Origin of the sequence: Niveispirillum sp. (genome assembly GCF_017996735.1) — a bacterium.
Taxonomy (GTDB): domain Bacteria; phylum Pseudomonadota; class Alphaproteobacteria; order Azospirillales; family Azospirillaceae; genus Niveispirillum.
The window spans coordinates 1-26,143 of sequence record NZ_JAGOGJ010000092.1 but is presented as its reverse complement, the minus strand read 5'-3'; the positions used below and the strand labels follow the sequence as shown (position 1 = coordinate 26,143).

Below are 26,143 nucleotides of genomic sequence, written 5' to 3'. Positions count from 1 at the left end.
GAAGAGATGGCGGTTGCCGAGGCGGAAGCCTTTGTTGAACCTGCGGCCCTTGAACCGGAAGCGGTGATCGAGGAAGCCCCTGCCCCACCGCCGCCCGTGCCAGCCCCCGTGGTGGAGGTGATGCCGGAGTTGGAGGACAAGCCGGAAAAGAAAAGCTGGTTCTCCCGCCTGAAGGACGGCCTGTCCAAATCCACCAGCCGCCTGACCGAGGGCATCACCGGCATCTTCACCAAGAAGAAGCTGGATGACGAGGCGCTGGAGGAACTGGAAGAGCTGCTGATCCGCGCCGATCTGGGTCCTGTCACGGCGGCCCGGCTGACCGCCGGCCTGGCCAAGACGCGGTTTGGCAAGGAAGTGTCGGCGGAAGAGGTGAAGGATTACCTCGCCACCGAATTGCAGAAGATCGTGGAGCCCGTGGCCCAGCCGCTGGTGATCGATCCGTCGAGGAAGCCGCACATCATCCTGCTGGTCGGCGTCAACGGCACCGGCAAGACCACGACCATCGGCAAACTGGCCCGCCAGTTTCGGGACGAGGGCAAGACGGTCTGGCTGGCCGCCGGAGACACGTTCCGCGCCGCCGCCGTGGCGCAGTTGAAGATCTGGGGTGAGCGCACGGGCTGCCCGGTCGTGTCCCGCGATACCGGCGCCGATGCGGCGGGCCTCGCCTATGACGCCGTGGAGCAGGCGACCAAGGCCGGTGCCGATGTGCTGCTGATCGATACGGCGGGCCGGTTGCAGAACAAGGCCGGCCTGATGGAAGAGCTGCGCAAGATCGTGCGCGTCATCAAGAAGCTGAACCCCGAGGCGCCCCACACCACCCTGCTGACCCTGGACGCCACCACGGGCCAGAACGCGCACAGCCAGATCGAGGTGTTCAAGGACATGGTCGCCATCAACGGCCTGGTCCTGACCAAGCTGGATGGCTCCGCGCGCGGCGGCGTGCTGGTGGCACTGGCGGAAAGGTTCAAGCTGCCCGTGCATGCCATCGGCGTCGGCGAAGGCGTCTACGACCTGCGCCCGTTCGAGGCGCGGGGCTTCACACGGGCGCTGGTCGGGCTGGAGTAACCGATATCTTCATATAACATGCGTAAGGGCACTGACCCCGTTGAGCGTAACCAACACCCAAAGCCCAGCCAGCAACAATTTCGGCCCCCGCTTAATGTATCGGCCTACCCGCATCAACAGAGTCAGGAGAGCCACGCTCTCCAGGACGGTCAGCACGATCGTCCACTCAATCGATTGGTAGCTGCCGGGGAACAGCAGCGTAACGGCAACAGCACCGACAAATAATCCACCGACGCGAAAAGCTTCGCGATAGACCGGCTTCATTATCGGGTCGGGACGATACCCGAAATAACAACCGACGACCGTCGCGACCAGCAGGAGAAAGAAGCTGATCTCCCGCCCAAGCCGCAAGTGTGGGACCGGAGCCAAAAGATCGCTTCGCCAAAAGAAAGTCAGAAGCGCGATAGAGAATGCTATCGTTATGCCGGGCAGCACAATGAACAACACCAATTTTCGCCCGTTCAATTTTTCGGCCATGCCGCACCTATGGTCCCGATCCTCCGCCCAGCATACCAGTCGCGGAACCTTCGCAAAATCCCCCTTCCCAACCACCCCCTCCCTGGCGCATAAAGAAGTGCAAACTCATAGGAGCTTGCACAGTGAATTCATCCAACAATTCGTCCTTTGATCCGGCGGTGGAAAGCTTCACCGACGCCGATGGTGCGTATGCCCGTGTCCGGGCGCTGTATGATCAGGCCGTTGACTATCTGCGTGACCGGTTTTCCGCTTTTGCCCGTGGCGAGGATCTGGGCGGGCGTGTACGCGCCTGCTACCCGTTTATTCAGGTCCGCATCGACAGCGAACCCCGCATCGACAGCCGGCTGGCCTATGGCTTCGTTCATGGCATGGGCACGTTCCGCACCACCGTCACCCGCCCCGACCTGTTCGACCATTATCTGCATCACCAGTTCTCGCTGCTGGTGAAAAACCATGGTGTGCCGCTGGAGGTGGGGATCAGCGACAGCCCCATCCCCATCCAGTTCGCCTTTCCGGAGGGCATGCATGTCGAAGGCGACCTGACGCCAGAGCGGCTTCACCAGTTGCGCGATTATTTCGACCTGCCCGATCTGGTCTATATGGATGACAGCATCGTCAACGGCACCCACATCACCCCACCGGGAGCGCCCCGCCCACTGGCCCTGTTCACGGCCCCGCGCGTGGATTACAGCCTGCACCGGCTGAAGCATTACACGGCGACGAAGCCCGACCATTTCCAGAACTACGTGCTGTTCACAAACTATCAGTTCTATATTGATGAGTTCGTGCGTCGCGGGCTGGAGATCATGCAACCGTCGGACGACCCGGCGACCCAGGCCTATCGCCGCCAGTATGAATGTTTCATCGAGCCGGGCGACCATATCACCTGGAACCAGGCCCTGTTCGAGGGCAAGGAACCGCAGGGGCAGAAGGTGGCCCGCCTGCCGCAGATGCCGGCCTATCACCTGAAGCGCAAGGATGGCAACGGCATCACCATCGTCAATATCGGCGTCGGCCCGTCCAACGCCAAGACGATCAGCGACCATATCGCCGTCTTGCGCCCGCATGTCTGGCTGATGCTGGGTCACTGCGCCGGCCTGCGCGATACGCAGAAGCTTGGCGACTATGCGCTGGCCCACGGCTATGTCCGTGACGACAAGGTGCTGGACGCCGATCTGCCCACCTGGGTCCCCGTCCCGGCCCTGGCCGAGGTGCAGGTGGCGCTGGAGGATGCGGTGGAGGAAGTGACCGGCCTGAAGGGCTGGGAACTGAAATCGATCATGCGCACGGGCACCGTGGCCACCATCGACAACCGCAACTGGGAACTGCGCGACCATAGCGAGCCGGTGCAACGGTTCAGCCAGTCACGCGCCATCGCGCTGGACATGGAATCGGCCACGGTGGCCGCCAACGGTTTCCGCTTCCGCGTGCCCTACGGCACCCTGCTCTGCGTTTCGGACAAGCCGCTGCACGGGGAAATCAAACTGCCCGGCATGGCCAACCATTTCTACCGCGCCCGCGTGGACCAGCATCTGGCCATCGGCATGCGCGCCATGGAAATGATGCGCGATACGGGCCTGGAACGCCTGCATAGCCGCAAGCTGCGCAGCTTCGCCGAAGCGGCATTCCAGTGATGAAATCGGCCTGAGGACATCCTTGCCTTGCAACAAGGCCCCCATGCCTTACAGGGATGGGGGCCTTGGACCGGCGGGGTCAGGCGGCGTCAAGCGCCGGATAATCCACATAGCCCTTGTCATCCCCGCCATAGAAGGTGGCGCGGTCGGCCTGGGCCAGGGGCGCGTTCAGGCGGAAACGTTCAACCAGATCGGGATTGGCGATGTAGGGCACGCCAAAGGCGATGGCGTCCGCCGCCCCTTCCGCGATCAGCCGGTCGCCCACTTCACGCGTAATGCCGCCATTCAGAATGAATGGCCCCTTGAAGGTGCGGCGCAGCAACCCGGCAACACGGGTCGCCCCGGGCGGCGGGCTCATATTGTGATTATCGACCAGCGGTTCGATAACATGCAGGAAGCCGAGGTTGAAGCGGTTCAACTGTTCCGCCGCATAACCGAACGTGGCGGCCGGGTCGCTGTCCGACATGTTGTGATAGGCGCCGTTGGGGCTGAAACGGATGCCGACACGGCCACCGCCCAGCACATCGGTCACCGCCGCCACCACTTCCAGCATGAAGCGGTTGCGATTCTCCACGGACCCGCCATAGCGATCAGTACGCTGGTTGGAACCGCTGCGGATGAACTGATCGATCAGGTAGCCATTGGCCCCGTGTAGTTCCACCGCATCGAACCCGGCGGCCTTGGCATTCTCCGCCGCCTTGGCGAAATCGGCGATGATGCCGGCGATCTCATCCGTTTCCAGGGCGCGCGGCGTTTCGTAATCCAGCATGCCTTGCGGTGTGAAGGCCTGACCGTCGGGCTTGATCGCCGACGGTGCCACGGGCAGCGCCCCGCCCGGCTGCAGCACGCGGTGCGACAGGCGGCCGACATGCCAGAGCTGGGCCGCGATTCGACCGCCGGCGGCATGGACGGCCTCTGTCACGCCCTTCCAACCCGCCACCTGTTCGGGGGAATGGATGCCGGGGGTGAAGGCATAGCCCTGACCCTGCTGGGTGATCTGCGTGCCTTCGGTGATCAGCAGGCCGGCGCTGGCCCGCTGCACGTAATATTTGGCGGTCGAGGCCGTGGCCACATCGCCCTTGCCGGCGCGCGACCGGGTCATGGGCGCCATGATGACGCGGTTGGGCAGGTTGAGATCACCCAAACGCATGGGCGACAAAAGATTCTGTTCACTCATCTGGGAAGGTCCCTGAAGCGAGGTTGCGGCGCGAGCCAGCGTGTGCGGCAGCGCACCATTTCATGGACCCAGATGTAGGCGACGGCGCAATCCGGACAAGTGATGGCGGTCACCGACCAGGGTTTTCGTTATGAAACGGTGACAGGCAATGATGATTGCTCGCATTTCGCGTGCGATGCGATAGGATGAGGTGCGGGCCGCTTCCGGGCTCGCGTCACATATCCCGAGAAGATGGTTTCGCTCGAACTCGCCGCGGTCCTGTTCCTGATCCTGTTGAACGGGTTCTTCGCCATGTCGGAAATGGCCGTTGTCTCGGCCCGAAAAATCCGGCTCCAGCAGATGGCCGAGGAAGGAAGCCGTGGCGCCAGAACCGCGCTGGCCCTTCAGGAAGACCCCTCCCGCTTCCTGTCCACGGTGCAGATCGGCATCACGCTGATCGGCGTCATCAACGGTGCTGTTGGCGGTGCCACCCTCGCCGAACGGCTGGCCCCGTTCCTGGACGCCATTCCCATGCTGACCGGCTATGGTCAGACGCTGTCGATTGTCATTGTGGTCATGACAATCACCTACCTGTCGCTGATCGCCGGCGAACTGGTGCCCAAGCGCATCGCGCTGAACAATGCCGAGGCCATCGCCAGCTTCGCCGCGCCCATCATGCGCTACCTGTCGCGGGTCACCGCGCCGTTCGTCTGGCTGCTGGGCGCCAGCACCGAAGCGATGCTGAAACTGCTGCGCGTGCCGGAAAAGGCAGAGCAGTTGGTGACCGAAGAAGAGGTCAAGAGCCTGATCGCCGAGGGCACAGCCAGCGGTGTTTTTGATCCCGGCGAAAAACGCATGATCGAGGGCGTGATGCGTCTGGCCGACCGTACCGTCCGGTCGCTGATGACCCCACGGCCGGAGGTGATGTGGCTCGATATCGACGACGAACCCGACAATATCAAGCGTGAGATCCGGGAAGCCAGGCACAGCCGGTTCCCGGTCTGCCGCGGTGATTTCGACGATGTGATCGGCGTCATCCACACCAAGGACCTGCTGCACCGCCTGTTGCAAGGCGGGTCGTTCGACCTGCGCGCCGATGTGCGTGACGCCCTGGTCGTGCATGACGGCACCGAAGTGATGCGTCTGCTGGACCTGTTCAAGCAGTCCGGTGAGCAGATGGCCATCGTTGTGGACGAATATGGCACGGTGGAGGGCATTGCCACCCTGACCGACGTGCTGGAAGGCATTGCCGGCGAACTGCCCGACGATGGCGGCGAAGACAGCGACATCGTCCGGCGTGAGGATGGCTCCCTGCTGATCGACGGCATGATGGCCGTGGAAGAGGTGGAGGCACATCTGGGCCTGAAGAGCCTGCGCGACGAGGATAGCGGCTATCACACGCTGGCCGGTTTCCTGTTGTTCAAGCTGGGCCGCATTCCCACCGCCGGCGAATATGCCGATCATGACGGCTATCGTTTCGAAGTTGTCGACATGGATGGCCGCCGCATCGACAAGGTCCTGGTGATGCCCACCCCGGAAGGGTGAACGGAAACGGGGTCACCTCACCCCGAAACCTTCTTGCCGTTCACCTTTACGCTGGACAGGCCGGAGGTGTTGATCCGCCGGTCCCTGGCCTCCCCGTTGAAGGCAACGGAGCCCAGGCCGGAGACGGAAATATCCAGCATATCGACGTCCCCGTTATTGAGATCAACATCGCCGACGCCACCGACCCGCACGGAAACCGGGCCCTTGACGCCGGCGACATCGACATTGCCGAACCCGGCGATGCTGATATCGGTGCCCTGTCGCACGGTTCCGATATCGATATCGCCGGCCCCGGCGATGTTCAGGTCCAGCTTGCCGGCGATATCGCCGATATGGATGCCGGCGGCACCCGCCACATCGATGCGGGCGCTGGTCAGCCGGCCGGTGTTGATGTCCGCCGCCGAGCGTATATCCGCCGTCAGCGCACCATCCAGGTCCCCCACGTCCAGCTTGCCGATCATGTCATCGACATGAATGGACGCCCCCTTGGGCAGGGTGATGGTGATGACGACATCATGATCGTCCACATTCCAGTCACGCTTCTTTTCCGCCGGACGCGATCGCGCAACCACAACACCACCCTCGCCGGCCCGCGCCGATAGCAGCGGGAACTCAGCGGGATCTGCATCGATGGTGACGGTCATGCCCTTGGCGGAGGGATCGACGGTCACCTTCACATCCCCGATCACATCACGGACGATCAGCCTCGATCCATCGAAACGCTGCGGTCCGGATGTTTCCGCCTGTGCGGCCCCCGTCAGGGCGCCAAGAGCGATGGTGGCGAAAAGCATGGATGTGAGTTTGCGCATGATGAAAGGCCCCCCGTGGCCCCGGATCGTTCAGGCAAGATGATGCCGTTCCCCGCCCGGCATGGGCGGGGTCGTCAAAATGGGTTTTTTAAGGCTGGGTGAGCGAAGGCGGTGTCAGCCGGCCCGGCCCGTGACCTTCACACTGCCGGAACCGGACTGTTCGACGCTCTGGTTACGGGCAACGCCGTCCAGCAGCAGCGAGCCGGACCCGTTGATCTCCACCGCCAGCGGGTCGGCGACGCCGGACTTGATGCGGATGTCGCCGGACCCGTTGATCTCGGCATTGATGGGGCCGTTGGCATGGGCCAGCGTGATCTCACCCGACCCATTGATCTCCAGAGCCGTGTTGCCGGCGGTGCGGCCCGTGCTGATGGAACCGGAGCCATTGATCTCCAGATTGACATCGCGATCGACATCGCCCAGCACGACGTCACCCGACCCGTCGATGCCGACGCTGGCCGTGCTGACATGGCCGACCGACAATTTGCCGGAATTCATGCCATCGACGGAGAAAGCGCCGCGCAGGTCGCCAACGGTCCCCTCGCCGGCGAATTCGTCGATCTCCAGCCTTGTGCCGACGGGCACGGTGACCTGGACATCGATCCAATCCTCCCTGCCGTTCTTGCGCCAGTTGCGGCCGCTGTCCTTCTGGCTGATGACCAGATCGCTGCCCTCCTGCCGCACCTCCACCAGTGCCAACCAGCGTTCCGGCCCGGTGACACTGGCGGTAACCTTGGACGCACCACTATCCACCTTGACCGACAGGCGCCCCACGACACCCTTCACGGTGACTTCCTTGGCGGCATAATCCTGGGGTCCGAAGGCCAGTGCCGGCAGGGTGGTCAGGGTCAGGGCGGTGGCAAGCAGGAAGGGTTTCAGCAACATCTGGTCAGCTCCGATTGCATCGGTTGTTTCTGACCAGGGATAGAGCAACCCCCGTGCCAAGCGGGAAACTGGCGGATTTCCGTGGGGTCGTCAGGAATGCCGTGTGGATTATGGCGATGAAGTGGCGGGAACGGCGATGTTGGGTGGCTGAAAGCGCGATGATCCAGCAAACCCTCTATCGTCCCCCCGGCGTCAGCGCATGGGCGAAAGCCGGGGTGACAGGCACGTTAACGCGACCCGAACGACGTAAACACTGTTCAGATTTCTTCCTATTCCTTATTGGTGAACCACGCGACCAACGCGTCCCGCGTCACGGCCACCTGGGTGCCGGCGACCATATCCTTCACCAGGACTTCGCCCTTGGCCTTCTCATCCCCGCCGACGATCACGGCATAGCGGATGCCGGCCTTGTCGGCATATTTGAACTGCTTGGCCGGCTTGTCGGGTGACAGATAGATCTCCGTGTTCACCCCACCGGCGCGCAGTTCGGCCCCGATGGACAGGTAGTCGGTCAGCAGCGACGGGTCGAACTGCGTCACCAGCACCTGCACGCTGCTCTCCCCATCCTTGACGATGCCCGCCTGTTCCAGCGCATAGAACAGGCGCGTCAGGCCGATGGAGATGCCGACGCCCGGCAGCTTGGACTTCGTATAAAGCCCGGCCAGATTCTCATAGCGCCCGCCGGAACAGACGGACCCCAGCGACCGGTGATCGGTCAGGAACGTCTCATAGACGGTGCCGGTGTAGTAATCCAGGCCGCGGGCGATGGCCAGGTTAACGCGCCAATGCGTCTCCGGCACGCCGAAGGCGGTCAGGGCGGCCACCACCTGGCGCAGTTCCTCCACCCCTTCCTTGAACAGGGCATTGTCCAGGCCCAGCCGGTCCAGGTGGGCCAGCGTGTCGACCGACGACCCGCTGAACCCGATCATGTCCAGCACGCTGGTTGCCTGTTCCGCCGATAGCGCGATCCCCTCGCCCGTCAGCAGCTTCAGCACGTCCTCACGCGACAGCTTGTCCAGCTTGTCGACCTGCCGCAGCACCAGGATGCGGATGCCGGGATCGGTAACCCCCAGCGCCTCGAACATGCCCAGCAGGATCTTGCGGTTATTGAAGTTGATCTGGAACGGCCCGACATTCAGTTCCGTGAACACCGAATAGATCACGGCCGGCATTTCGGCGTCATAGGCGACGGGCAAGCTGTCCTTGCCGATCACATCGATGTCGCACTGATAGAATTCGCGGTAGCGGCCCTTCTGCGCCCGTTCGCCACGATAGACGCGCTGCATCTGGTACCGGCGGAAGGGGAAGGCAAGTTCCCGCTCATACTGCGCCACATAGCGGGCGGTGGGCACCGTCAGGTCGAAGCGCATGGCCAGATCGGGCTTATGCCCCTGTTCAATGGCGCCCGTGGACTGCACGAAATAGACCTGCTTCTCCGTCTCCCCGCCCGATTTGGACAGGAGAACATCCGCAACCTCGAACACCGGCGTCTCCAGGGGCACGAAGCCGAACCGTTCGTAATTGCGGCGGATCGTGTCCAGCATGCGCTGGAACGCGATCTGCCGGCGCGGCAGCAGTTCCATGGTGCCGGCGGGGGTGCGGGGGGTGATCAGGGCCATGGGATGGGTTCCGGACGGAATTTCAACAATCTGTCCAGACTTTTACCCACCTCCGCCCTCTCCCGCCAGCCTCATCGGCGGCAGGGGGGGCATGCCCGCCACCCTGTCAGGCCGCATCGCGCCGCAAGGTCAGCCAGCGCAGGGCCGACGTCTCATCCCGGAACGCCCGATGCCGGGCACCGGGGTAGAAGCTGGAGAGAATGGTGACGAAGCTGCCGAACCCTTCGGGCACAAGATAGGCGCATTTGACATCGCTGCTTGCATTGACCCAAGGGGCATAGCGGCGCATGTCGCGGATCATTCCCCAATCAATGGAACCCCGGAATTTCCGGATATCCACCAGTACAAGATTGTCCGGCCGCACCATGCCGGCCTCCACAGCCAGAATAATGGCCGTTTCAATGTCGGCGGATGCCACCTCTCCCGACACTTGGAAACACAGGAAACCCTCACTAAGGGCAATGGTTATGTGGTCCACACCGTGTCCCACGGAAAACATGCCGCCCATTCACCGCATCCTTCAACGTGCGGCGCAACATGACTTGCACTACCGGAATTGTCAATTGATCGTGACAGACGCCAACAGATCAATATATTGAATTTTATCAAAAATAGATTAAATCAACACCTAATAAGATGCACGCCAACCAAGAAGAAACTACCACTCCATATATTTGGAAATTCAGCGAATTTACTGTCTGTTGAATCCACACGTGTTCAATGACACTGGCCCGACGACCCGTCACCGCAGACCCGGCCATCGGTCCACCGCGCTCCCGACAGATCAGCATTGCGCAGATCCGCCCCTTCCAGCCGAGCCCCCGTCAGGTCGGCCTCCTTCATGACCGCCCCCACCAGCTTGGCGTTGCGCAGGTCCGCCCCCTTCAGGCTGGTCCCGATCATCTCGGCCCGGGTCAGGTCGGCTTCGATCAGCCGGGCGCCATCCAGAATCGCACGGTCCAGCCTGGCCGACAGGAACTTGGCGCGATAGGCATCGGCGTCGGTCATACGGGCACCGCTCAGATCGCTGCGCTGGAACGTCGCCTCGCGCAGCATGGCCTTGTCCAGCGACACATTCTTCAGGTCGCGCCCATCCAGATAACATCGGCGCCAGTTCACCCCGTCAGCCGCAGGATCGGTACAGGCGGCATGGGCGCCACCGGCAGCGACGATCAACGCCAGAAACAGGCCGGTCAGTCGGCGGGAGAGGCGGGGGATTTGTCGGTGCGGCCGAACAGGATTTTTCATGCCATGAAAATAAGCAGCCACCGGCCCCGGCGCAACGGGTAGAGGAAAAAACATCATTCCGGGCCGCGCGGAAAGCAGGCATGGCAAACGTGCGGATTGCAACGCCGCGCCGTCTGTCGCAAGGTTGATCGGAGCAACCTTTCAGGCGGGATAGTGCGGAAATATGGCCGTTCAGCGTTATTTGGGCCATTCCGGTATGATGCGCTGGTTCTGGGCGCCTCTTGTCGCGGCTTTGATCCTGTCCACACTTTGGGCGGGACTGTCGGCAGCACTGACACAGCGGCCATTGGCGGTGGATGGTGTGCTGGACCTGCGCGGGTGGGATTTCCGCCATAACGGGCAGATCTTCCTGGAAGGCGACTGGCAGTTCTGGCGTGACCGTCTGGTCTCTCCCGTCGAAATCGCTGGCGGTACCACGCCCCCTCCCGCCCTGCTGGGCGTGCCCGGCCGCTGGACGAACCAGCGTGTGGATGGTGCTCTCTTACATTCAGAAGGCATCGGCACCTATCACCTGCGCGTGCTGTTGCCCAAGGATGCCCCGCCGCTGGCCATGCGCCATAATCAACGGTTCGTGGCCTGGGACGTGCTGGTCAATGGCGAACGCGCCATCCATGCCGGCACCGTCGGCCCCGATGCGGACCGCACCGACAGCGCCGGGCAGAAGGCCATTGCCGCCGTTGCCCCCGTCGATGGGGTGCTGGACATCACGGTCCAGGTGGCGGCGTTCGGCGGCTATGGCGGCATTCCGCGTGCCCTGCTGCTGGGCGATGCCGATGGCATGTTTGAGGACTGGCACCAGGAACTGGCCCTGCGCGCGGCTTTCCTGTCGGTGTGCCTGTCGATCGGGCTTCTGTACCTGATCCTCTATGTCCTGCGCCCCCGTGACCGGGAATGTCTGGTCTTTTCCGTCATGTCGGTGGCCATTGCCCTGGTGCAGCTAACCTCCAACACGCCGCTGGGCAGTGAGGTTCTGTACAGTCTGCCAGGGCAGTTGCTGGGCTTCCTCAACAATGTGATGTTCCCCTTCGTCTGGCTGTCCTGTCTGGCCAGTGCGGCCCTGTTGTTCCCGGGGTCCTTGCGCAAGGGTCTGGCCTGGCCTTCCTTCCTGTTCATCCTGGCCGTTCCGGTGGCCAGTCTCTGGACCCTGCAATTCCCCTGGCTGCTGACCTGGACGGCCACTATCGGCCTGATCCTGGCCTTGATGACCCTGCTCGCCGCGACATTGACCGCCGCGCGTCAGCGACAGCCGCTGGCCCTGCCCATGGCCATCGCCTGGACCGTGCTGGCCTGCGCCAATCTGGCCCTGGTCCACCGGATCGGCTTTACCGGCATCATGGAGGCGGGGTATTGCTTCATGCTGTTCCTGCAGGCGGCGCTGCTGATCGACCGGCTACGCCATATGCTGGATCAGGCCAAGCAGTCCAACGCAAGGCTGGCGGCCCTGAACGGCGCGCTGGAGGATCAGGTGGCCGACCGCACCCGGCACCTGTCAGAAACCGTCGACCGGCTGCAACTGGCGCAGGACCGTCTGGTGCAGTCGGAAAAGCTGGCCAGCCTGGGCCGGCTGGTCGCCGGTGTCGCGCATGAGGTCAACACCCCCGTCGGCACCGCCCTGACCACCGCCACCCACCTGGCACAGCAGGTGGAGGCAGCGGAGGCGGCCATGGCGTCGGGAACCATGACCCGCCGGCAACTGGCCGATTTCCTGGCGGAGGTGAAGGAGGCGGCCAGTCTGCTGACCACCACCGTGGAACGCACCGCCGCTGTGGTGCAAAGCTTCAAGCAGATCGCCACCGAACGCTCGGACGACAGCTTGCGCCGGCTGGACCTGCACGATCTGCTGGGTGAACTGCGCCCTGCGATGGAGGTGCGGACCGATGCGCCCCATATCAGCCTGACCGTGGAAAGCCGGCCCGGTCTGGTGCTGGAAACCAATGGCGGGGCCCTGACCCAGGTGCTGGGCCAGCTTCTGTCCAACTGCATGGACCATGCCTTCCCGGATGGGCGGCCGGGCCATATCCGTTTGACCGCCAGCCTCACCCCCGCGGGGCAGATCGAACTGGTGGTGGAGGATGACGGTGTCGGCGTGGACGAAGCCGTGCGCCCCCGCCTGTTCGAGCCCTTCACCACCACGGGCCGGGCGGATGGACGCACCGGTCTGGGCCTGCACATGGTCTATACGCTGGTCGCCGGCCCGCTGGGCGGCAGCGTGGACGTGGCGGACCGGGCCGGCGGCGGCACCCGCGTGACCGTCCGGCTGCCCGGTGCCGTCCGCACCGATAGCGACACACCGCCGCCGCCTGTCCCCGCCCTGGGCGCTGCGGGCATGTCAGCCATCATCACATAAAGATATCTTTATGTTTGCATGAGTGATGGCCCGGCGGTAGAACCGCTGACAGGGGTGCTGTGACCGCGCCCGGCTGTTGGATGATGGAGGGTTTGATGACCAGGGCTGAACGGCTGTCCCGGCTGCGCGACATCGCGCGCCAGCGTATCCTGGTGATCGACGGCGCCATGGGCACCATGATCCAGCGCCACAAGCTGGAAGAAGAAGATTATCGGGGTGAGCGGTTCAAGGATTGGGGCCATGACGTGAAGGGCAATAACGACCTTCTGTCGGTGACCCAGCCCAAGATCATCTATGACATCCATGCTCAGTATCTGGATGCCGGCGCCGACATCATCGAAACCAACACCTTCAATTCGACCAGCATCAGCCTGGCCGATTACGGCATGGAAAAGCTGGCCTATGAGCTGAATTTCGAAGGCGCCAAGCTGGCACGGCAGGCCGCCGACGTGGCAGAGGCCGCCGACCCCAGCCAGCCCCGTTATGTCGCCGGCGCCCTTGGCCCCACCAACCGCACCGCCAGCATCAGCCCCGTCGTCACCGACCCCGGCTTCCGCAATGTCGATTTCGACGAGTTGCGTCTGGCCTATAAGGAACAGACGGCCGGCCTGATTGATGGCGGGGCCGACCTTCTGATGGTGGAAACCGTCTTCGACACGCTGAACGCCAAGGCCGCCCTGTTCGCGATTGAGGAAGTGCTGGAGGAAAAGGGCCTGGACCTCCCCGTCCTGATCTCCGGCACCATCACCGACCGGTCGGGCCGCACCCTGTCGGGGCAGACGACGGAGGCTTTCTGGAACAGCCTGCGCCATGTGAAGCCGTTCAGCATCGGCCTGAACTGCGCGCTGGGCGCCGATCTGATGCGCCCCTATATCCAGGAACTGTCGCGCATCGCGGATGTCTTTGTGTCGGCCTACCCGAATGCCGGCCTGCCCAACGAATTCGGCCAGTATGACGAAAAGCCCGAACATATGGCGGCCGACCTTCAGGGTTGGGCTAAGGATGGGCTGGTGAACATCGTGGGCGGCTGCTGCGGCTCCACACCCGACCATATCCGCGCCATCGCCCAGTCGGTGAAGGGCCTCCCGCCCCGCGAACCGGCCCAGCCGGAACGGCAGATGCGCCTGTCCGGCCTGGAACCGTTTACCATGCCGGCGTTTTAAGGCGGGGACGGATCAGGTGTCCGCCGCCTCATCCCAGGGATCGACCAGAGGGACGCCCGCATTTGCGAAATGCCGGACGTTGCGCGTGGCCAGCGTCGCGCCATGGGCGACGCTGATGCCGGCAATAAGCGTATCCCGGATTTCCTGTACGACGCCGTCCTTCTCCCGTCGGGCCTTGAGTACCGCAGCGGCGTTGGCTGCCCCCTCGTCAATCGAGAGCAGGCGGTCGCCGGTCATCGCCAAGATGACGCGTTTATACATGGCGTCCAAATCAGCCCGGCGCACAGGGTCCTTCACTCTTTCGATGCCATGGCGCAGCACGAAGATAGTGATGGTCGTGGTCCAGAAATCCTCTACCCTGAACCTGTCCGCCCAGGCCAGGATTCCCGGATTGCGTTTCGCCGCCATGAGGGCCGACAGAACGTTGGTATCCAGAACAATCATTCGCCAAAATCCGGGATCAGCAGGCCGCCGCCCCGCAATTCAACGACCTCACCCTCCAGGAACCCAACACCGGAATCTGCACATTGCCGGGCAATCCGCTGCCCGGCAGGTAAAGACGGGTCATCTGGCAGGATTGTGGTGCCAGCCGACAACAGGCGTTGCGCCTCCTGCTCAAGCGTCAATCCATTTTGGCGGGCGCGTTGCTCCAGCCGCTCGCGTAGTGTGGGCTCCAGGTCCAGGACGAGGTGGTTATCCATCGCGTCCCCCAACTTACTTGGCATTCATGCGCTAAACATAGCACACCGCCCCCTGCCTCCCAAGTCCCTCCCCCGCCAAAACCCCGAGACCGATCATGACCACCGCCCCCCGCACCGCCAGCTTCATCAATATCGGCGAGCGCACGAACGTCACCGGCTCGGCCAAGTTCAAGAAACTGGTCCTGGACGGGAACTATGAGGCGGCACTGGATGTCGCGCGCGAGCAGGTGACCAATGGCGCGCAGGTGATCGACGTCAACATGGACGAGGCGATGCTGGACAGTGAGGCGGCGATGGTCCGTTTCCTGCGCCTGATCGCCTCTGAACCCGACATCGCCCGCGTGCCCGTGATGATTGACAGCTCCAAATGGAGCGTGATCGAGGCCGGGCTTAAAAACGTCCAGGGCAAGCCCATTGTCAATTCCATCTCCCTGAAGGAGGGGGAGGAGCTGTTCGTTGCCCAGGCCAAGAAGATCCGCCGCTATGGTGCCGCCGTCGTCGTCATGGCCTTTGACGAGAAGGGCCAGGCGGACACCCGCGCCCGTAAGCTGGAAATCTGCAAGCGCTCCTACGATGTGCTGGTGAACAAGGTCGGCTTCCCGCCCGAAGACATCATCTTCGACCCCAACATCTTCGCCGTCGCCACCGGCATTGAGGAGCATAATAACTACGCCGTCGATTTTATCGAGGCGACGCGCGACATCCGCCGCGAATGCCCCGGTGCCCATATTTCCGGCGGCCTGTCCAACGTCTCGTTCAGCTTCCGCGGCAACAACACCGTCCGCGCGGCCATGCATTCCGTGTTCCTCTACCACGCCATCCCGGCAGGCATGGACATGGGCATCGTCAATGCCGGCGAACTGCCCGTCTATGACGACATCCCGGAGGAGCTGCGCGAGCGGGTGGAGGATGTGATCCTCAACCGCCGTGACGACGCCACCGACCGCCTGCTGGAAGTGGCCGACAAGTATAAGGGCGGCGAAAAGAAGAAGGCCGCCGATCTGTCCTGGCGCAGCCTGCCCGTCAAGGACCGTCTGGCCCACGCCCTTGTCAACGGCATCGATGAATTTATCGATACCGATGTGGAAGAGGCTCGCTTGGCGGCCGAACGCCCCCTGCACGTCATCGAAGGCCCCCTGATGGACGGCATGAACGTGGTGGGCGACCTGTTCGGTGCGGGCAAGATGTTCCTGCCGCAGGTGGTGAAATCCGCCCGCGTCATGAAAAAGGCCGTGGCCTGGCTGCTGCCCTATATCGAGGCGGAAAAGGACGGCGCCAAGTCCGAACCGGCCGGCCGCGTCCTGATGGCCACCGTGAAGGGCGACGTCCATGATATCGGCAAGAACATCGTGGGCGTGGTGCTTCAGTGCAATAATTTCGAGGTGGTGGACCTGGGCGTCATGGTGCCCTGCGCCCGCATTCTGGACGAGGCGAAGGCCCACAAGTGCAACGTCATCGGCCTGTCCGGCCTGATCACCCCCTCGCTGGACGAGATGGTGTTCGTGGCCCGCGAGATGCAGCGCACGGGCATGAAGATGCCGCTGCTGATCGGCGGGGCCACCACGTCCAAGGTCCATACCGCCGTCAAGATCGACCCCAACTATGATGGCCCGGTCGTGCATGTGCTGGATGCCAGCCGCGCCGTCGGCGTGGCGCAGAGCCTGCTGAACCCCACCAATGGCCCTGCCTATACCGCCAAGACCAAGGCCGATTACGCCGCCATGCGGGAGGCGCACGCCGCCAGCCAGTTGACCCGCAACCGCCTGCCCTTCACCCTGGCGCAGGCCAACGCGTTGAAGCTGGACTGGGCCGGCTATGCGGCACCGCAGCCGCTGCAGCCCGGCGTGACGGTGTTCGACGATTACGATCTGGCCGAACTGGTTTCCCGCATTGATTGGAAGCCCTTCTTCCAGGCCTGGGAACTGCACGGCAATTTCCCCGCCATCCTGGAAGATGCCAAGGTGGGCGAGAGTGCGCGCGCGCTCTGGGCCGATGCCCAATCCATGCTGCAGCGGATCGTGGGCGAGAAATGGCTGCGCGCCAACGCCGTGGTGGCCCTGTGGCCCGCCAACAGCGTCGGCGACGATATCGAGCTTTACACCGACAATACCCGCACGAATGTGCGGGACCGCCTGCACATGCTGCGCCAGCAGATGGCCCGCGACCCGGGCCGGGAGCGCGCCAACCTCTCGCTGGCCGATTACATCGCACCGAAATCCAGCGGTATTGCCGACTGGATCGGCGGCTTCGCCTGCACCGCCGGCATTGGCCTGGACGAACGCGCCAAGGCGTTTGAGGCGGCACACGATGATTACAGCGCCATCCTGCTGAAGGCCCTGGGCGACCGTCTGGCAGAGGCCTTTGCCGAACGCCTGCATGAACGCGTGCGCACCGAGCTTTGGGGCTACGCCGCCGGCGAGACCCTGACCAACGAGCAGTTGATCGCCGAACAATATCGCGGCATCCGCCCCGCCCCCGGCTACCCCGCCTGCCCCGACCACACGGAAAAATCCACGCTTTTCCGCCTGCTGGATGCCACCAACATCGCGGGCATCACGCTGACCGAAAGCTTCGCCATGATGCCGACGGCAGCGGTCAGCGGCTGGTACTTCGCCCATCCGGATGCGAAGTACTTCGGCGTCGCCAAAATCGAACGCGATCAGGTGGCCGACTACGCCGCCCGCAAGGGCATGAGCCTGTCCGACATGGAACGCTGGCTGGCCCCCAACCTGAACTATGATCCCGACGCGGCCGACCGGGCAGCGGTGACGGCGGCGTAAAGGCCCCTTACCCGCCGATCCCCACACTGTGGCCTGGGAGGGCTTGCGGCACCCTGTCGCAACCCTTCCGACAGTTCTCCAGCCCAGGGATCTGGGGCGGGGACGCAGCGGCGCCTCAGTGACCAGCGATTACCGCAACCGCGGGGCCGATTCTATCGCCCCCGATCAGCCGCCCGTCGCTCCCCCACTCATCGCTCACAACCTCCACGCCCGACAATGCGGAGACGGTTCCAGCTTCCTCATGGGGGAGATGATGTCCGCATCATCGCAGATCCGCCAGAACAGCAAAAAGGCCAGAACCCATGAGGTTTCCGGCCTTTTTGATGATGTCGGACTGTCTGCGACTTATCCGGAACCGTCTTCAAAAGACGGCTGGCGGAGGGAAAGCACCTGGAGACAAACTCTCTCTTCGCATGGGCTTGCACAAATCTGTCAGAGACGGGAGACACAGCTAGGCGCAGGTTTCTCCTAATTACAATTGATTGCATGTTAACCGATAATTATTTTCGAAAAAAGAACAGTCATTTCGTCATCTATACTGTTCGTTAATTCTGCTTTCTCTTCCTCGGCGCACAGGAAATGGACGAATCCACACCGAGGTATTGATCTATTCGACGTAATGACTACCGTCCGTCTTCCCCGTCGCGACGAGCAGCTTTATGCTCGACCACCGCAGCTGCAACCGTTCCGCCAAATCCGTGGCGTCTAGCCCGCCACCGATTATGGTGCCCTCCAAATTCGGTTGAGCGTCTCTCCCGCATTGGGTACTCTCGGTGACGGCCCAGAAACTGGGCGTACTCAGTGCAATGACAGGATCATCGCTTGATGACGGAGAGATCGGATCTTCGATGGGGAATCGAGCGACGGCTCGAGTTCATTGAGTTCCGCCTGTTTTGGGAGGGGCATGTGAATCGCGGCGATCTGATGGATGCGTTCGGCGTCTCGGTGAACCAAGCGTCTACCGACTTGAACCGCTACATCGGAATGGCGCCGGACAACATGGTCTACGACAAGAGCGCCCGGACCTACATCAGAGGCAGTGAGTTTGAGCCACTGTTCCTGAAGCCTGACGCCAGCCGCTACCTGTCTCAGCTGCGCTCCGTTGCCGACGACATTCTTGACCGGGCTGACGCGTGGATTGGCCAGTTCCCATCCTACGACGCCGCACCGACCCCTGTGCGGGGCGTCAATGCCAAGACCCTACGTTCAGTCATCGCCGCGATCCGGCGATCACAGGCTGTCGAGGTCAAGTACCAGTCGCTTTCCCGCCCCGAGCCTCGCTGGCGCTGGATCGCGCCACACGCGATCGGATTCGACGGGTTCCGCTGGCATACCCGAGCATTCTGCCTCACAGATCAAGGCTTCAAGGACTTCCTGCTCTCGCGGATCATCGAGACCCGCGGCACTAGGCCAAGCGAGGTGCGGCCTGACACGGATGCCGACTGGAACGAGCAGGTAACCTTGGAGATAGGGCCGCACCCGGAGCTGTCCGACACGCAGCAGAAAGTCATCGCCCTCGATTACGGAATGTGTAGCGGTAGGGCCAAGATCCCTGTGCGGAAAGCGCTGCTCTATTACGCGCTCAAGCGGCTGGGTTTGGACACCGATCCTGTGGCAAGGCGCCCGCAGGATCAGCAGATCGTGCTTTTGAATCGTGAGGCCGTGACAGGCGGCGACAACCATGCCCTTGGAGTGCACGGCTAATGGCCAAGCTGACCCTGGAGAAACTTGAACGCCACCTTTTCGCAGCAGCCGACATCCTTCGCGGCAAGATGGATGCGTCGGAATTCAAGGAGTATATTTTTGGTATTCTCTTCCTGAAGCGTTGCTCGGACGTGTTCGATCAGCAGCGCGACAAGATCTTGAAGGATCAGAAGGCGCAGGGGCGGACTGAACAGGAAGCGCTCCAGCGGGCTGACCATCCGTCCTCTTACGAGAAAACGTTCTTTGTCCCGCCGGTTGCCCGGTGGGACCGCCTCCTCAACGATGTGCATTCTAACGTCGCCAATGAGCTGAACAAAGCCTTGGCTGGACTGGAGAACGCGAATCACCAAGCCCTGAACGGCGTCCTTGGGCACATCAATTTCGCGCGGAAGATGGGCGAGTCGGAGATCCCCGACGAGAAACTCCGCCGCCTGATCAGCCACTTCAACAAGTACCGCCTGCTGGATGAGGACTTCGAGTTTCCTGACCTCCTGGGGGCCGCATACGAGTACCTGATCAGCGAGTTCGCGGACTCCGCCGGCAAGAAGGCTGGCGAATTCTACACCCCCCGGGGCGTCGTACAGCTGATGGTCCGCATCCTCGACCCGCAGGGAGGCACTTCGCTCTACGATCCCACCTGCGGCAGTGGCGGCATGCTGAACCAGGGGAATGAGCATGCCCTGCAGCATGGCGGGCCGCGCCTGCGCCTCTACGGCCAGGAAGATAACGGTGCCGTCTGGGCGATCTGCCGGATGAACCTGCTCCTGCACGGCATCCCGGACGCCGACATTCGGAACGGCGACACGCTCCTCGAACCGAAGCACATCGAGGACGGCCGCCTGATGCGATTCGACCGGGTGATCGCCAATCCGCCGTTCAGTCAGAACTACACCAAGCGCGGCATCCAGTTCGGCGACCGTTTCCGTTTCGGCTGGTGCCCGACAACCGGCAAGAAAGCCGATCTCATGTTCGCCCAGCACATGCTGGCGAGCCTCAAGCAGAACGGGAAGATGGCGGTGGTGATGCCGCACGGCGTCCTGTTCCGTGGCGGAGAAGAGAAGAAGATCAGGATCGGGCTGCTCAAAGAGGACTGCATCGAGGCCGTCATTGGCCTGCCGCAAAACCTCTTCTATGGAACGGGCATCCCGGCCTGCGTCCTCGTCATGCGCCACCCCGGCGGCAAGCCGGAAGATCGCAAGGGCAAGGTGCTCTTCATCAACGCGGACCGGGAATACCGCGAAGGCCGGGCGCAGAACTTCATCGACCCCGAGCACATAGAAAAGATTGTCAGCGCCTATGATGCCTTCACCAACGTCCCCGGCTTTGCGGCTGTGGTCGATAACAAAGCGATCATTGAGGACGAGGCTGGCAACCTGAACATCCGGCGGTATGCCGATAGCAGCCCGCCGCCTGAGCCCCATGATGTGCGCGCCCATCTTTATGGCGGGGTCCCGAAACGGGAGATCGAGGCTGTCCGCCCGCGCGCCCAGGCGCAGGGATTTGAAATTGGGAAAGCATTCAATGGCAATTGATTTTCATGATGATGCGTATGTCGAGTTCGCGGCAAAAATCGCGAAACGTTCCGATATCCGGACGCTAATTGAAGCGGATGCCGGCATAGCTGCCCGGCGGGACGAGATGGTCAGCGACTTCGATGCTTGGTGGTCCTCGGCACGTTCCGGGCTGGCGGACCTGCCGGAGAGCAAGCGCCTCATGCCGCTGCGTCGCGATCTGCTCGACAGCTTCGAGCCGGCGATGCTGCCGGTCGGCTGCCTCGACCGCTATGCGCTCATGGGCTCCATCGCCGGCTGGTGGGACGAAATCCGCTACGAGCTGCGCGTCATCGTCGAGAATGGGTTCCCCGAACTGGTCGACGGCTGGGTCGAGACGCTGCGCTCGGCGCTGGAGGACGAGGATGCGGATGACGACGAGGACAGCGACGCCAAGAAAACCGTAAAGGTCACGCTGGAGGAACTGCTCGCCCATGGCCGACCCAAGGCGCAGCAGTGCGCTAGCCGAGCTGGCAGCCGCTTTGCTCGAGGCGGCCGACCCCGTCGCAGCGGGGCGACTTGCCTTTGCGGCGCTAATTCGCCCGGCGCTGTTCGACCCCGATCACGGCGCTCGCGGACATCTGGAAAACCTCCTTGGCCATCCGGGGCTCGAGGCGGAGGCTCCGCTGATCGAGGGGCTTGCCGGCCTCGGCTATGAGGTACGCCTATCAGCCAGACTACTTGCAGAATTAGCTGGAACCCGTCCACCGCCGGCTGAACCGGCCGCACGTCAGCGCCTTGCCAACTGGCTGGCTGAGGCGCGCCACCGGAAGACGATGCATCAACCGACCTATTTCATTTTCCACCGTGAGCTCCGCCCCGAGAATGAAATCGGCGGCGTCGCGGAGGCTGTACTGGACGGTGCGGCGAACGCGGAAGCTCTTGCTGGGGATTTGATTAATCGCCTCGCCCATAATCGGAGTGCGCAGGAGACTTTGGTTTCGGAAGCCGAACGGCGGAGCAGCCGGCCGCGGCGTGACCGGATCGAAGGCATGGCCCTTGATTGGTTCTGTCGCGGCATTCAGGAAGCCTGCGATCACCTCTCCGACTGGCTAGAGGCGTGTCGTCAAGATGCGCGGCAAACGCAGGATCACAGCCGCGAGCGGCTTCGGCGCGTGCTTGGCCCCGTGCGCAAGGCGCTTGAGGCCACCGTCGGCGGATCGACCGAAGGCGAGGGCATGCTTGCCGAGGCTGCGGGTCTGATTCTGACCGCGAAGCTCGACGATCTGCGAGTGCTTATCGATGGCCGGGCCGCAGTCTCAGTCGCGCCGCGCCTGCACGACCTGCTCGAGGCTCCGCTTCTGCGGCTTTTCGAGGGGCGAGAAGCGTTACCGGGACGGCTGCGGCTGTTGACAATGAACTGCGATGTACCGCGTCGGGCAGACGGCTTTCTTCCTCCAGCCTTTGGCAGTGCCGCTGGGGGACGCTATCAGCTGCTTGCAGCGCGCGCTGATGTGTCCATCGACCAGATCTTGCGCCAGATCGGAAGCGAAGCCCCTGATGCGCCTTGGATCGTAGTGCTGTTCAGCAGACTCTCCGTCAAAGATCGCCACCGCCTTGCGCGCCAAATGAGGTCAGAAGCGCGATCGGCTATAGTTCTCGATGAGACCCTTTTGCTCTTTGCCGGACTTGAAAGCGACGACCCTTTATCAATTTTCTTTGATTGCGCAATGCCTTTTGCCTGGGTGCAACCGTATACAATTAGCCCGGGCCAGATTCCATCCGAGATCTTTTTCGGTCGCGAAGTCGAGATCGATCGGATCGTCTCTCGCAACGCAGAGGGTTGCCTGATCTACGGTGGTCGGCAGTTGGGTAAGTCTGTTCTTCTCAACCACATCCGCGGAGAACGGCACCGGCCTGAGCGCGGGGAGTTGGCGCTCTATCTCGACATCAGGTCGATCGGTGGACCTGGCGTGCCGACCGAGGGCATCTGGCAGTCGCTCGCACATGACCTGCGCCGGTTCAAGGATTTTAAGGAGATCGCGCCCGACCCCAAGAACCTGATCGCTGCGATCGAGATTTGGCTCGACCGTGATCCGACACGACGGCTCCTAGTGATGTTCGACGAGGCTGACAACTTCCTGCGCGCGGAACATGCCGCAGGTTATCCCCATCTCTTGCCGATCAAGGGGCTCATGGAAAAGACCGGACGGCGCTTCAAAGCCGTGTTCGCGGGTCTGCACAATGTCCGCCGGATGGCACGGGCACCCAATTCGCCGCTGCCGCACCTTGGCGAGCCTATCTGCATCGGACCGATGAATCAAACCCCCGCAAACCGCGCTGCCCTGCGGCGGCTTGCGGTCGAGCCGATGCGCGCTGCTGGTCTCGACTATTCCAATCCGGGACTGGCGTCAGACATGCTGGCAAGAATGAACTACTATCCATCCCTTGTGCAGGTCTTTGGCCGGCAGATCGTGGAAAGCTTCGGTCGGCGCCCGTATGCGGGAGAAGAGGGACCGTGCTGGAAGCTCGACCGAGAAAACATGTTCGAAGGTGCCGCCGCCGAGCGCATTGCCAGCCAGATCCGCGATCGATTCCAACTGACCCTGAACCTCGATGTCCGTTTCGACTGCATTGCCCGCTCTATTGCGCTGCACCGGCTGGATGCCACTGGCGGCGACAATCAGGTCTTTGCACAGGGACTGACAGCAGCCGAGATTCGCCAAGTCACATACTGGCCGAAGGCCCTGGCGCAGCCAACGATGACGGATTTTGAAGAACTCCTTGAGGAGTTGGTAGATCTCGGCATCCTTAACCGGTTTCCCGATAATCGCTACGGCTTGCGCAACGCCCAAGTGGCACAGATGTTGGGACGGCAAGAGGAGCTGGAGGAGGCTCTCCTTCGGCTCGACGAACGTGAGGACGACCCGGCATACGACGCGGCGCTCTTCTTCCGGCTGCTCGGACACAAGATGCCCACCACGCGTGCCCCACTTTCTGACCGAGACCTCGACCGACTGTTCGATCGGCGGGTTTTCGGTATACGGCTGGTACGCTCCACCACGGCGGTTGCGGGCGACGATGTCGCCGGTCTCATTCTCGCTGCCGCGCAGCTCTGGTTGCCTGAGTGCGACCATATCCGAACGAAGGGCGAAGACGCGCAGGTGCGGCGCGCACTTGACAGGGTCAAGACAGCCCCTGCGGTTCTTGTAATTGAAGGCGACTGGTCATCCTCCTCCGCCGCGCAGCTTGCACGACAGCCTAAGGTCGCGCGCGGCGAGGTGCTGCCGATCTGGTGCGGGTCGCTTGGCGATTTACCGGTCGAAGGAATGATCGTCTTCGATGTCGGTGCGTGGTCCGAGGCGATGCTGCGCCACTGGTTGGCCGACGAGGGCCTCGCTCCGGCCCTGGATGATCCGCAAACCCGCACGGCGCTGATGGCCGCGACGGGCGGAGCGCCGATCCGTCTGGAGATGCTGCGAGGTGACCTCCAGAATCTGGCGGCCCGACCGGTCGCCGACCGTGTCGAGTTTCTAGTCGCCTGGGCGGAGAAGACGCCGCTTCATGCCGAAGCATTGGGTCTCGATCAGGCGGATCTTGCGTGCCTGAAAACGATTCGCGAACTAGAGGACGAGAGCCCGTCGCGAGACGAACTCGCCGCGTTCTGCCCAGATGCGACCGAGACCAGACTCGAACGGCTTGCGGTTCTCGGAACGCTTCGTCAAGGTCGGACACCCGGCGCTGCACCGATCCTGACCCCGCTTGGACAGCTGATCGCCGCATGACTGTGGACCCGAACCCGTGGGCGTTGCCAGGCCTTGGTCGGTGGCTTGACGACGTGGTACGGCGGCTCGACCGAGGGCTCGCCGTGCTTCCCGCAGACCCAAGCCGCCCACCCGGTGTTGTGGAGGCTCTGCGGGGGCATCTGCGGCTTCACCCCGTCGAGCTCCGCGCAAGTGCGGGCCAGTCACCTGCCGCCGCCGTGGCCGACGCCTTGGGCACCGCACCGACGCTCGAAGCGCTGCTCAATTCAGTCCTCGATCAGGAACTGGTCATCATATTCCTTACGGGAGTCGGGCCGGACGATTTGCAGGAGTGGTCGGTGTTCCTTAAGCGTCTCGCGACCGCCCGCGCTTCGGGGCGCGCGGGTCCCGCGTTGCTTGTCGCTGATCCGCCGCAGGGGCTGGATGCCCCAGCCGAGGCGCTGCCCCAGATATGGCGGGCCGGTCTGCGCCGCGGCGATCGCGTGATCTGGGCGGAAGAACACCTGCCGGCGGCGCGCGAAGGTTTGGCGGCCGACCTCGCCGTGATGCTAGCTGTGGAACTGTGTGCTTGGCGGCTTGACCTTGCTGCAATGCTGGTGCGGGCAGGTCTCGACGACTTAGCCGAACCGGTCGGCTGGCTTTCGCGTCGCACCGAGACGCCAATCGTCGGGGCAGATCCGCCCTGTCCGCTGGACGTTCTCGCCGCACAACGAAAAGGCGATCTTTATCAACGAATCTGGAAAGCACAGTTGACGGCGCTGTTTCCGGCACTCGAAGGCCGGCGGCTCGAGATCGTGGCAACATATCGGAGCCGGTTGCGGATCGACGAGCACCTGCGCAGTCTAGGCGTCACCTCGATCGATCAGATCGAACTCGGCGCACTCCGTTTCCAACTGCGTAGTCAACTAAGCAGACCTGAGTTACAGCGGCTGGAAACGCTTACACGTGCACGCAATGCACTTGCGCACCTCCAACCTGTCGATCCAGATGACGTCCTCCAACTGCTGCGCCCTTGAATTCTGGCGTCCCCTTTATCCCTTTCAGTTGAGCCCCCGGACCTTCTGCATTTTCCTTACGCCTGCCGTGTTGACCGCCTTGTCTGGGCCAATCCACATTCTGATATTTGCCACACGCGTCATAGCGCGGACACAAGAAAACTGTAGCAGTCTGTGCTTGCAGGTGGGGGCAAGATTGATCACTGCGAGCCTTTGCGATAGTGGAGTAGAAATAGATTGCAGGAAACCATTTCTCCCTGAAATTGTCACAAAGCGAATGGGTTTTGTTCGATTTTGCATGAGCGCTTCAATGAAGATAAGACATTTTGGGAGCGCGCAGATTTAATTATGCATCATGATGTCCGTCTTCGCGCAATACATGCTGCACCTCCGCGATCTCGCTCTTGATTACGGCGACGTCGTTGACGATCTGCGCCACCACGCGGCGGCCGGTGATGTCGTTGTCGACGGCGCGCTCCAGGGTGCCAATCCGGCCCTCGATAACAGCGACCTTGGTGGTGCCCCAGGCGACGAGCTTCAGCAGCGCCGCCATGATGGCGGCGCCATGGGCGACGAAGCTCGCCACGGTTGCCCTCGGATAGCCGGCCGTTCGTCGGCATGCAATCGAGGGCGAGGAAGCCGCGGTGGTAGGCGAGGCGGTCGCCGGGGGCGGCCTGACCCAGCCAGCCGCACAGCTCCGTCTCGGTGATGCCGCACCGGAGCGGCGTGAGGGGGGTGATGTTGGTGGCCATGATCAGCAC

Annotated in this window: 20 protein-coding genes and 1 pseudogene; 10 read left to right on the top strand and 11 right to left on the bottom strand. The window is 62.7% G+C overall.

Going from position 1 to position 26,143, the window contains the following annotated elements:
* The first annotated feature begins 120 nt into the window (after positions 1-120).
* Positions 121-1,065, top strand: coding sequence for a signal recognition particle-docking protein FtsY (gene ftsY, locus KBA48_RS23015; RefSeq protein WP_292910775.1), 945 nt, complete (start codon positions 121-123; stop codon positions 1,063-1,065).
* Between the two features lie 9 nt (positions 1,066-1,074).
* Here ftsY and KBA48_RS23010 read toward each other — a convergent pair whose 3' ends face one another.
* Positions 1,075-1,542, bottom strand: a complete 468-nt coding sequence (locus tag KBA48_RS23010) for a hypothetical protein (RefSeq protein ID WP_292910773.1) — start codon at positions 1,540-1,542, stop codon at positions 1,075-1,077.
* A 122-nt stretch (positions 1,543-1,664) separates the two neighbouring features.
* Between KBA48_RS23010 and KBA48_RS23005 the strand changes: the two genes are divergently transcribed.
* On the top strand, positions 1,665-3,176 hold the full coding sequence (locus tag KBA48_RS23005; protein WP_292910771.1) for an AMP nucleosidase: 1,512 nt from the start codon (positions 1,665-1,667) through the stop codon (positions 3,174-3,176).
* A gap of 79 nt (positions 3,177-3,255) precedes the next feature.
* Here KBA48_RS23005 and KBA48_RS23000 read toward each other — a convergent pair whose 3' ends face one another.
* Positions 3,256-4,353 (bottom strand): alkene reductase, encoded by a 1,098-nt coding sequence (locus tag KBA48_RS23000; RefSeq protein ID WP_292910769.1) that lies wholly within the window; start codon positions 4,351-4,353, stop codon positions 3,256-3,258.
* Between the two features lie 231 nt (positions 4,354-4,584).
* On the opposite strand from KBA48_RS23000, the gene KBA48_RS22995 reads away from it, so the two are divergent.
* Positions 4,585-5,877 carry a hemolysin family protein gene (locus tag KBA48_RS22995; RefSeq protein ID WP_292910767.1) on the top strand — a complete coding sequence of 431 codons (1,293 nt, stop codon included), beginning with the start codon at positions 4,585-4,587 and terminating at the stop codon, positions 5,875-5,877.
* Positions 5,878-5,894: 17 nt separating this feature from the next.
* Here the strand turns inward: KBA48_RS22995 and KBA48_RS22990 are convergent, their stop codons facing one another.
* From KBA48_RS22990 to KBA48_RS22970, 5 genes are all read right to left on the bottom strand, one after another.
* Positions 5,895-6,686 carry a hypothetical protein gene (locus KBA48_RS22990; protein WP_292910765.1) on the bottom strand — a complete coding sequence of 264 codons (792 nt, stop codon included), beginning with the start codon at positions 6,684-6,686 and terminating at the stop codon, positions 5,895-5,897.
* Between the two features lie 114 nt (positions 6,687-6,800).
* Positions 6,801-7,571 carry a DUF2807 domain-containing protein gene (locus tag KBA48_RS22985; RefSeq protein WP_292910763.1) on the bottom strand — a complete coding sequence of 257 codons (771 nt, stop codon included), beginning with the start codon at positions 7,569-7,571 and terminating at the stop codon, positions 6,801-6,803.
* Between the two features lie 269 nt (positions 7,572-7,840).
* Complete coding sequence (gene hisS / locus KBA48_RS22980; protein ID WP_292910761.1) at positions 7,841-9,190, bottom strand: histidine--tRNA ligase; 1,350 nt, start codon at positions 9,188-9,190, stop codon at positions 7,841-7,843.
* 106 nt (positions 9,191-9,296) lie between these two features.
* Positions 9,297-9,698, bottom strand: coding sequence for an STAS/SEC14 domain-containing protein (locus KBA48_RS22975; protein ID WP_292910759.1), 402 nt, complete (start codon positions 9,696-9,698; stop codon positions 9,297-9,299).
* A 209-nt stretch (positions 9,699-9,907) separates the two neighbouring features.
* Complete coding sequence (locus tag KBA48_RS22970) at positions 9,908-10,438, bottom strand: pentapeptide repeat-containing protein (protein WP_292910758.1); 531 nt, start codon at positions 10,436-10,438, stop codon at positions 9,908-9,910.
* Positions 10,439-10,601: 163 nt separating this feature from the next.
* Here KBA48_RS22970 and KBA48_RS22965 point away from each other — a divergent pair, with 163 nt between their 5' ends.
* Complete coding sequence (locus tag KBA48_RS22965; RefSeq protein WP_292910757.1) at positions 10,602-12,785, top strand: sensor histidine kinase; 2,184 nt, start codon at positions 10,602-10,604, stop codon at positions 12,783-12,785.
* A gap of 95 nt (positions 12,786-12,880) precedes the next feature.
* Positions 12,881-13,948: a homocysteine S-methyltransferase family protein gene (locus tag KBA48_RS22960; protein WP_292910755.1), complete on the top strand. Its 1,068-nt coding sequence runs from the start codon at positions 12,881-12,883 to the stop codon at positions 13,946-13,948.
* Between the two features lie 12 nt (positions 13,949-13,960).
* Here KBA48_RS22960 and KBA48_RS22955 read toward each other — a convergent pair whose 3' ends face one another.
* Together KBA48_RS22955 and KBA48_RS22950 are read right to left on the bottom strand one after the other, a co-directional pair.
* A complete protein-coding gene (locus KBA48_RS22955; protein WP_292910753.1) occupies positions 13,961-14,392 on the bottom strand; it encodes a PIN domain-containing protein in 432 nt (143 codons plus the stop codon).
* Positions 14,389-14,649: a hypothetical protein gene (locus tag KBA48_RS22950; RefSeq protein ID WP_292910751.1), complete on the bottom strand. Its 261-nt coding sequence runs from the start codon at positions 14,647-14,649 to the stop codon at positions 14,389-14,391. The genes KBA48_RS22955 and KBA48_RS22950 overlap by 4 nt, the downstream gene beginning before the upstream one ends.
* Before the next feature lie 122 nt (positions 14,650-14,771).
* On the opposite strand from KBA48_RS22950, the pseudogene metH reads away from it, so the two are divergent.
* The 3 genes and pseudogenes from metH to KBA48_RS22935 all read left to right on the top strand — a co-directional run.
* Positions 14,772-17,429: pseudogene (gene metH, locus KBA48_RS22945) on the top strand (methionine synthase); the annotation flags it as partial.
* 825 nt (positions 17,430-18,254) lie between these two features.
* Positions 18,255-19,133, top strand: a complete 879-nt coding sequence (locus tag KBA48_RS22940; RefSeq protein WP_292910747.1) for a YafY family protein — start codon at positions 18,255-18,257, stop codon at positions 19,131-19,133.
* Positions 19,133-20,665, top strand: coding sequence for a class I SAM-dependent DNA methyltransferase (locus KBA48_RS22935; RefSeq protein ID WP_292910745.1), 1,533 nt, complete (start codon positions 19,133-19,135; stop codon positions 20,663-20,665). Before KBA48_RS22940 ends, KBA48_RS22935 begins: the two co-directional genes overlap by 1 nt.
* A 64-nt stretch (positions 20,666-20,729) precedes the next feature.
* Here KBA48_RS22935 and KBA48_RS22930 read toward each other — a convergent pair whose 3' ends face one another.
* Positions 20,730-21,119: a hypothetical protein gene (locus KBA48_RS22930; RefSeq protein WP_292910744.1), complete on the bottom strand. Its 390-nt coding sequence runs from the start codon at positions 21,117-21,119 to the stop codon at positions 20,730-20,732.
* On the opposite strand from KBA48_RS22930, the gene KBA48_RS22925 reads away from it, so the two are divergent.
* Entirely contained in the window at positions 21,118-24,408 is a 3,291-nt protein-coding gene (locus KBA48_RS22925) for a hypothetical protein (RefSeq protein ID WP_292910742.1), read from the top strand. The genes KBA48_RS22930 and KBA48_RS22925 overlap by 2 nt on opposite strands.
* A 197-nt stretch (positions 24,409-24,605) precedes the next feature.
* On the top strand, positions 24,606-25,403 hold the full coding sequence (locus KBA48_RS22920; protein WP_292910740.1) for a hypothetical protein: 798 nt from the start codon (positions 24,606-24,608) through the stop codon (positions 25,401-25,403).
* A gap of 325 nt (positions 25,404-25,728) precedes the next feature.
* Here KBA48_RS22920 and KBA48_RS22915 read toward each other — a convergent pair whose 3' ends face one another.
* Complete coding sequence (locus KBA48_RS22915; protein ID WP_292910738.1) at positions 25,729-25,968, bottom strand: hypothetical protein; 240 nt, start codon at positions 25,966-25,968, stop codon at positions 25,729-25,731.
* Between the last annotated feature and the right edge of the window lie 175 nt (positions 25,969-26,143).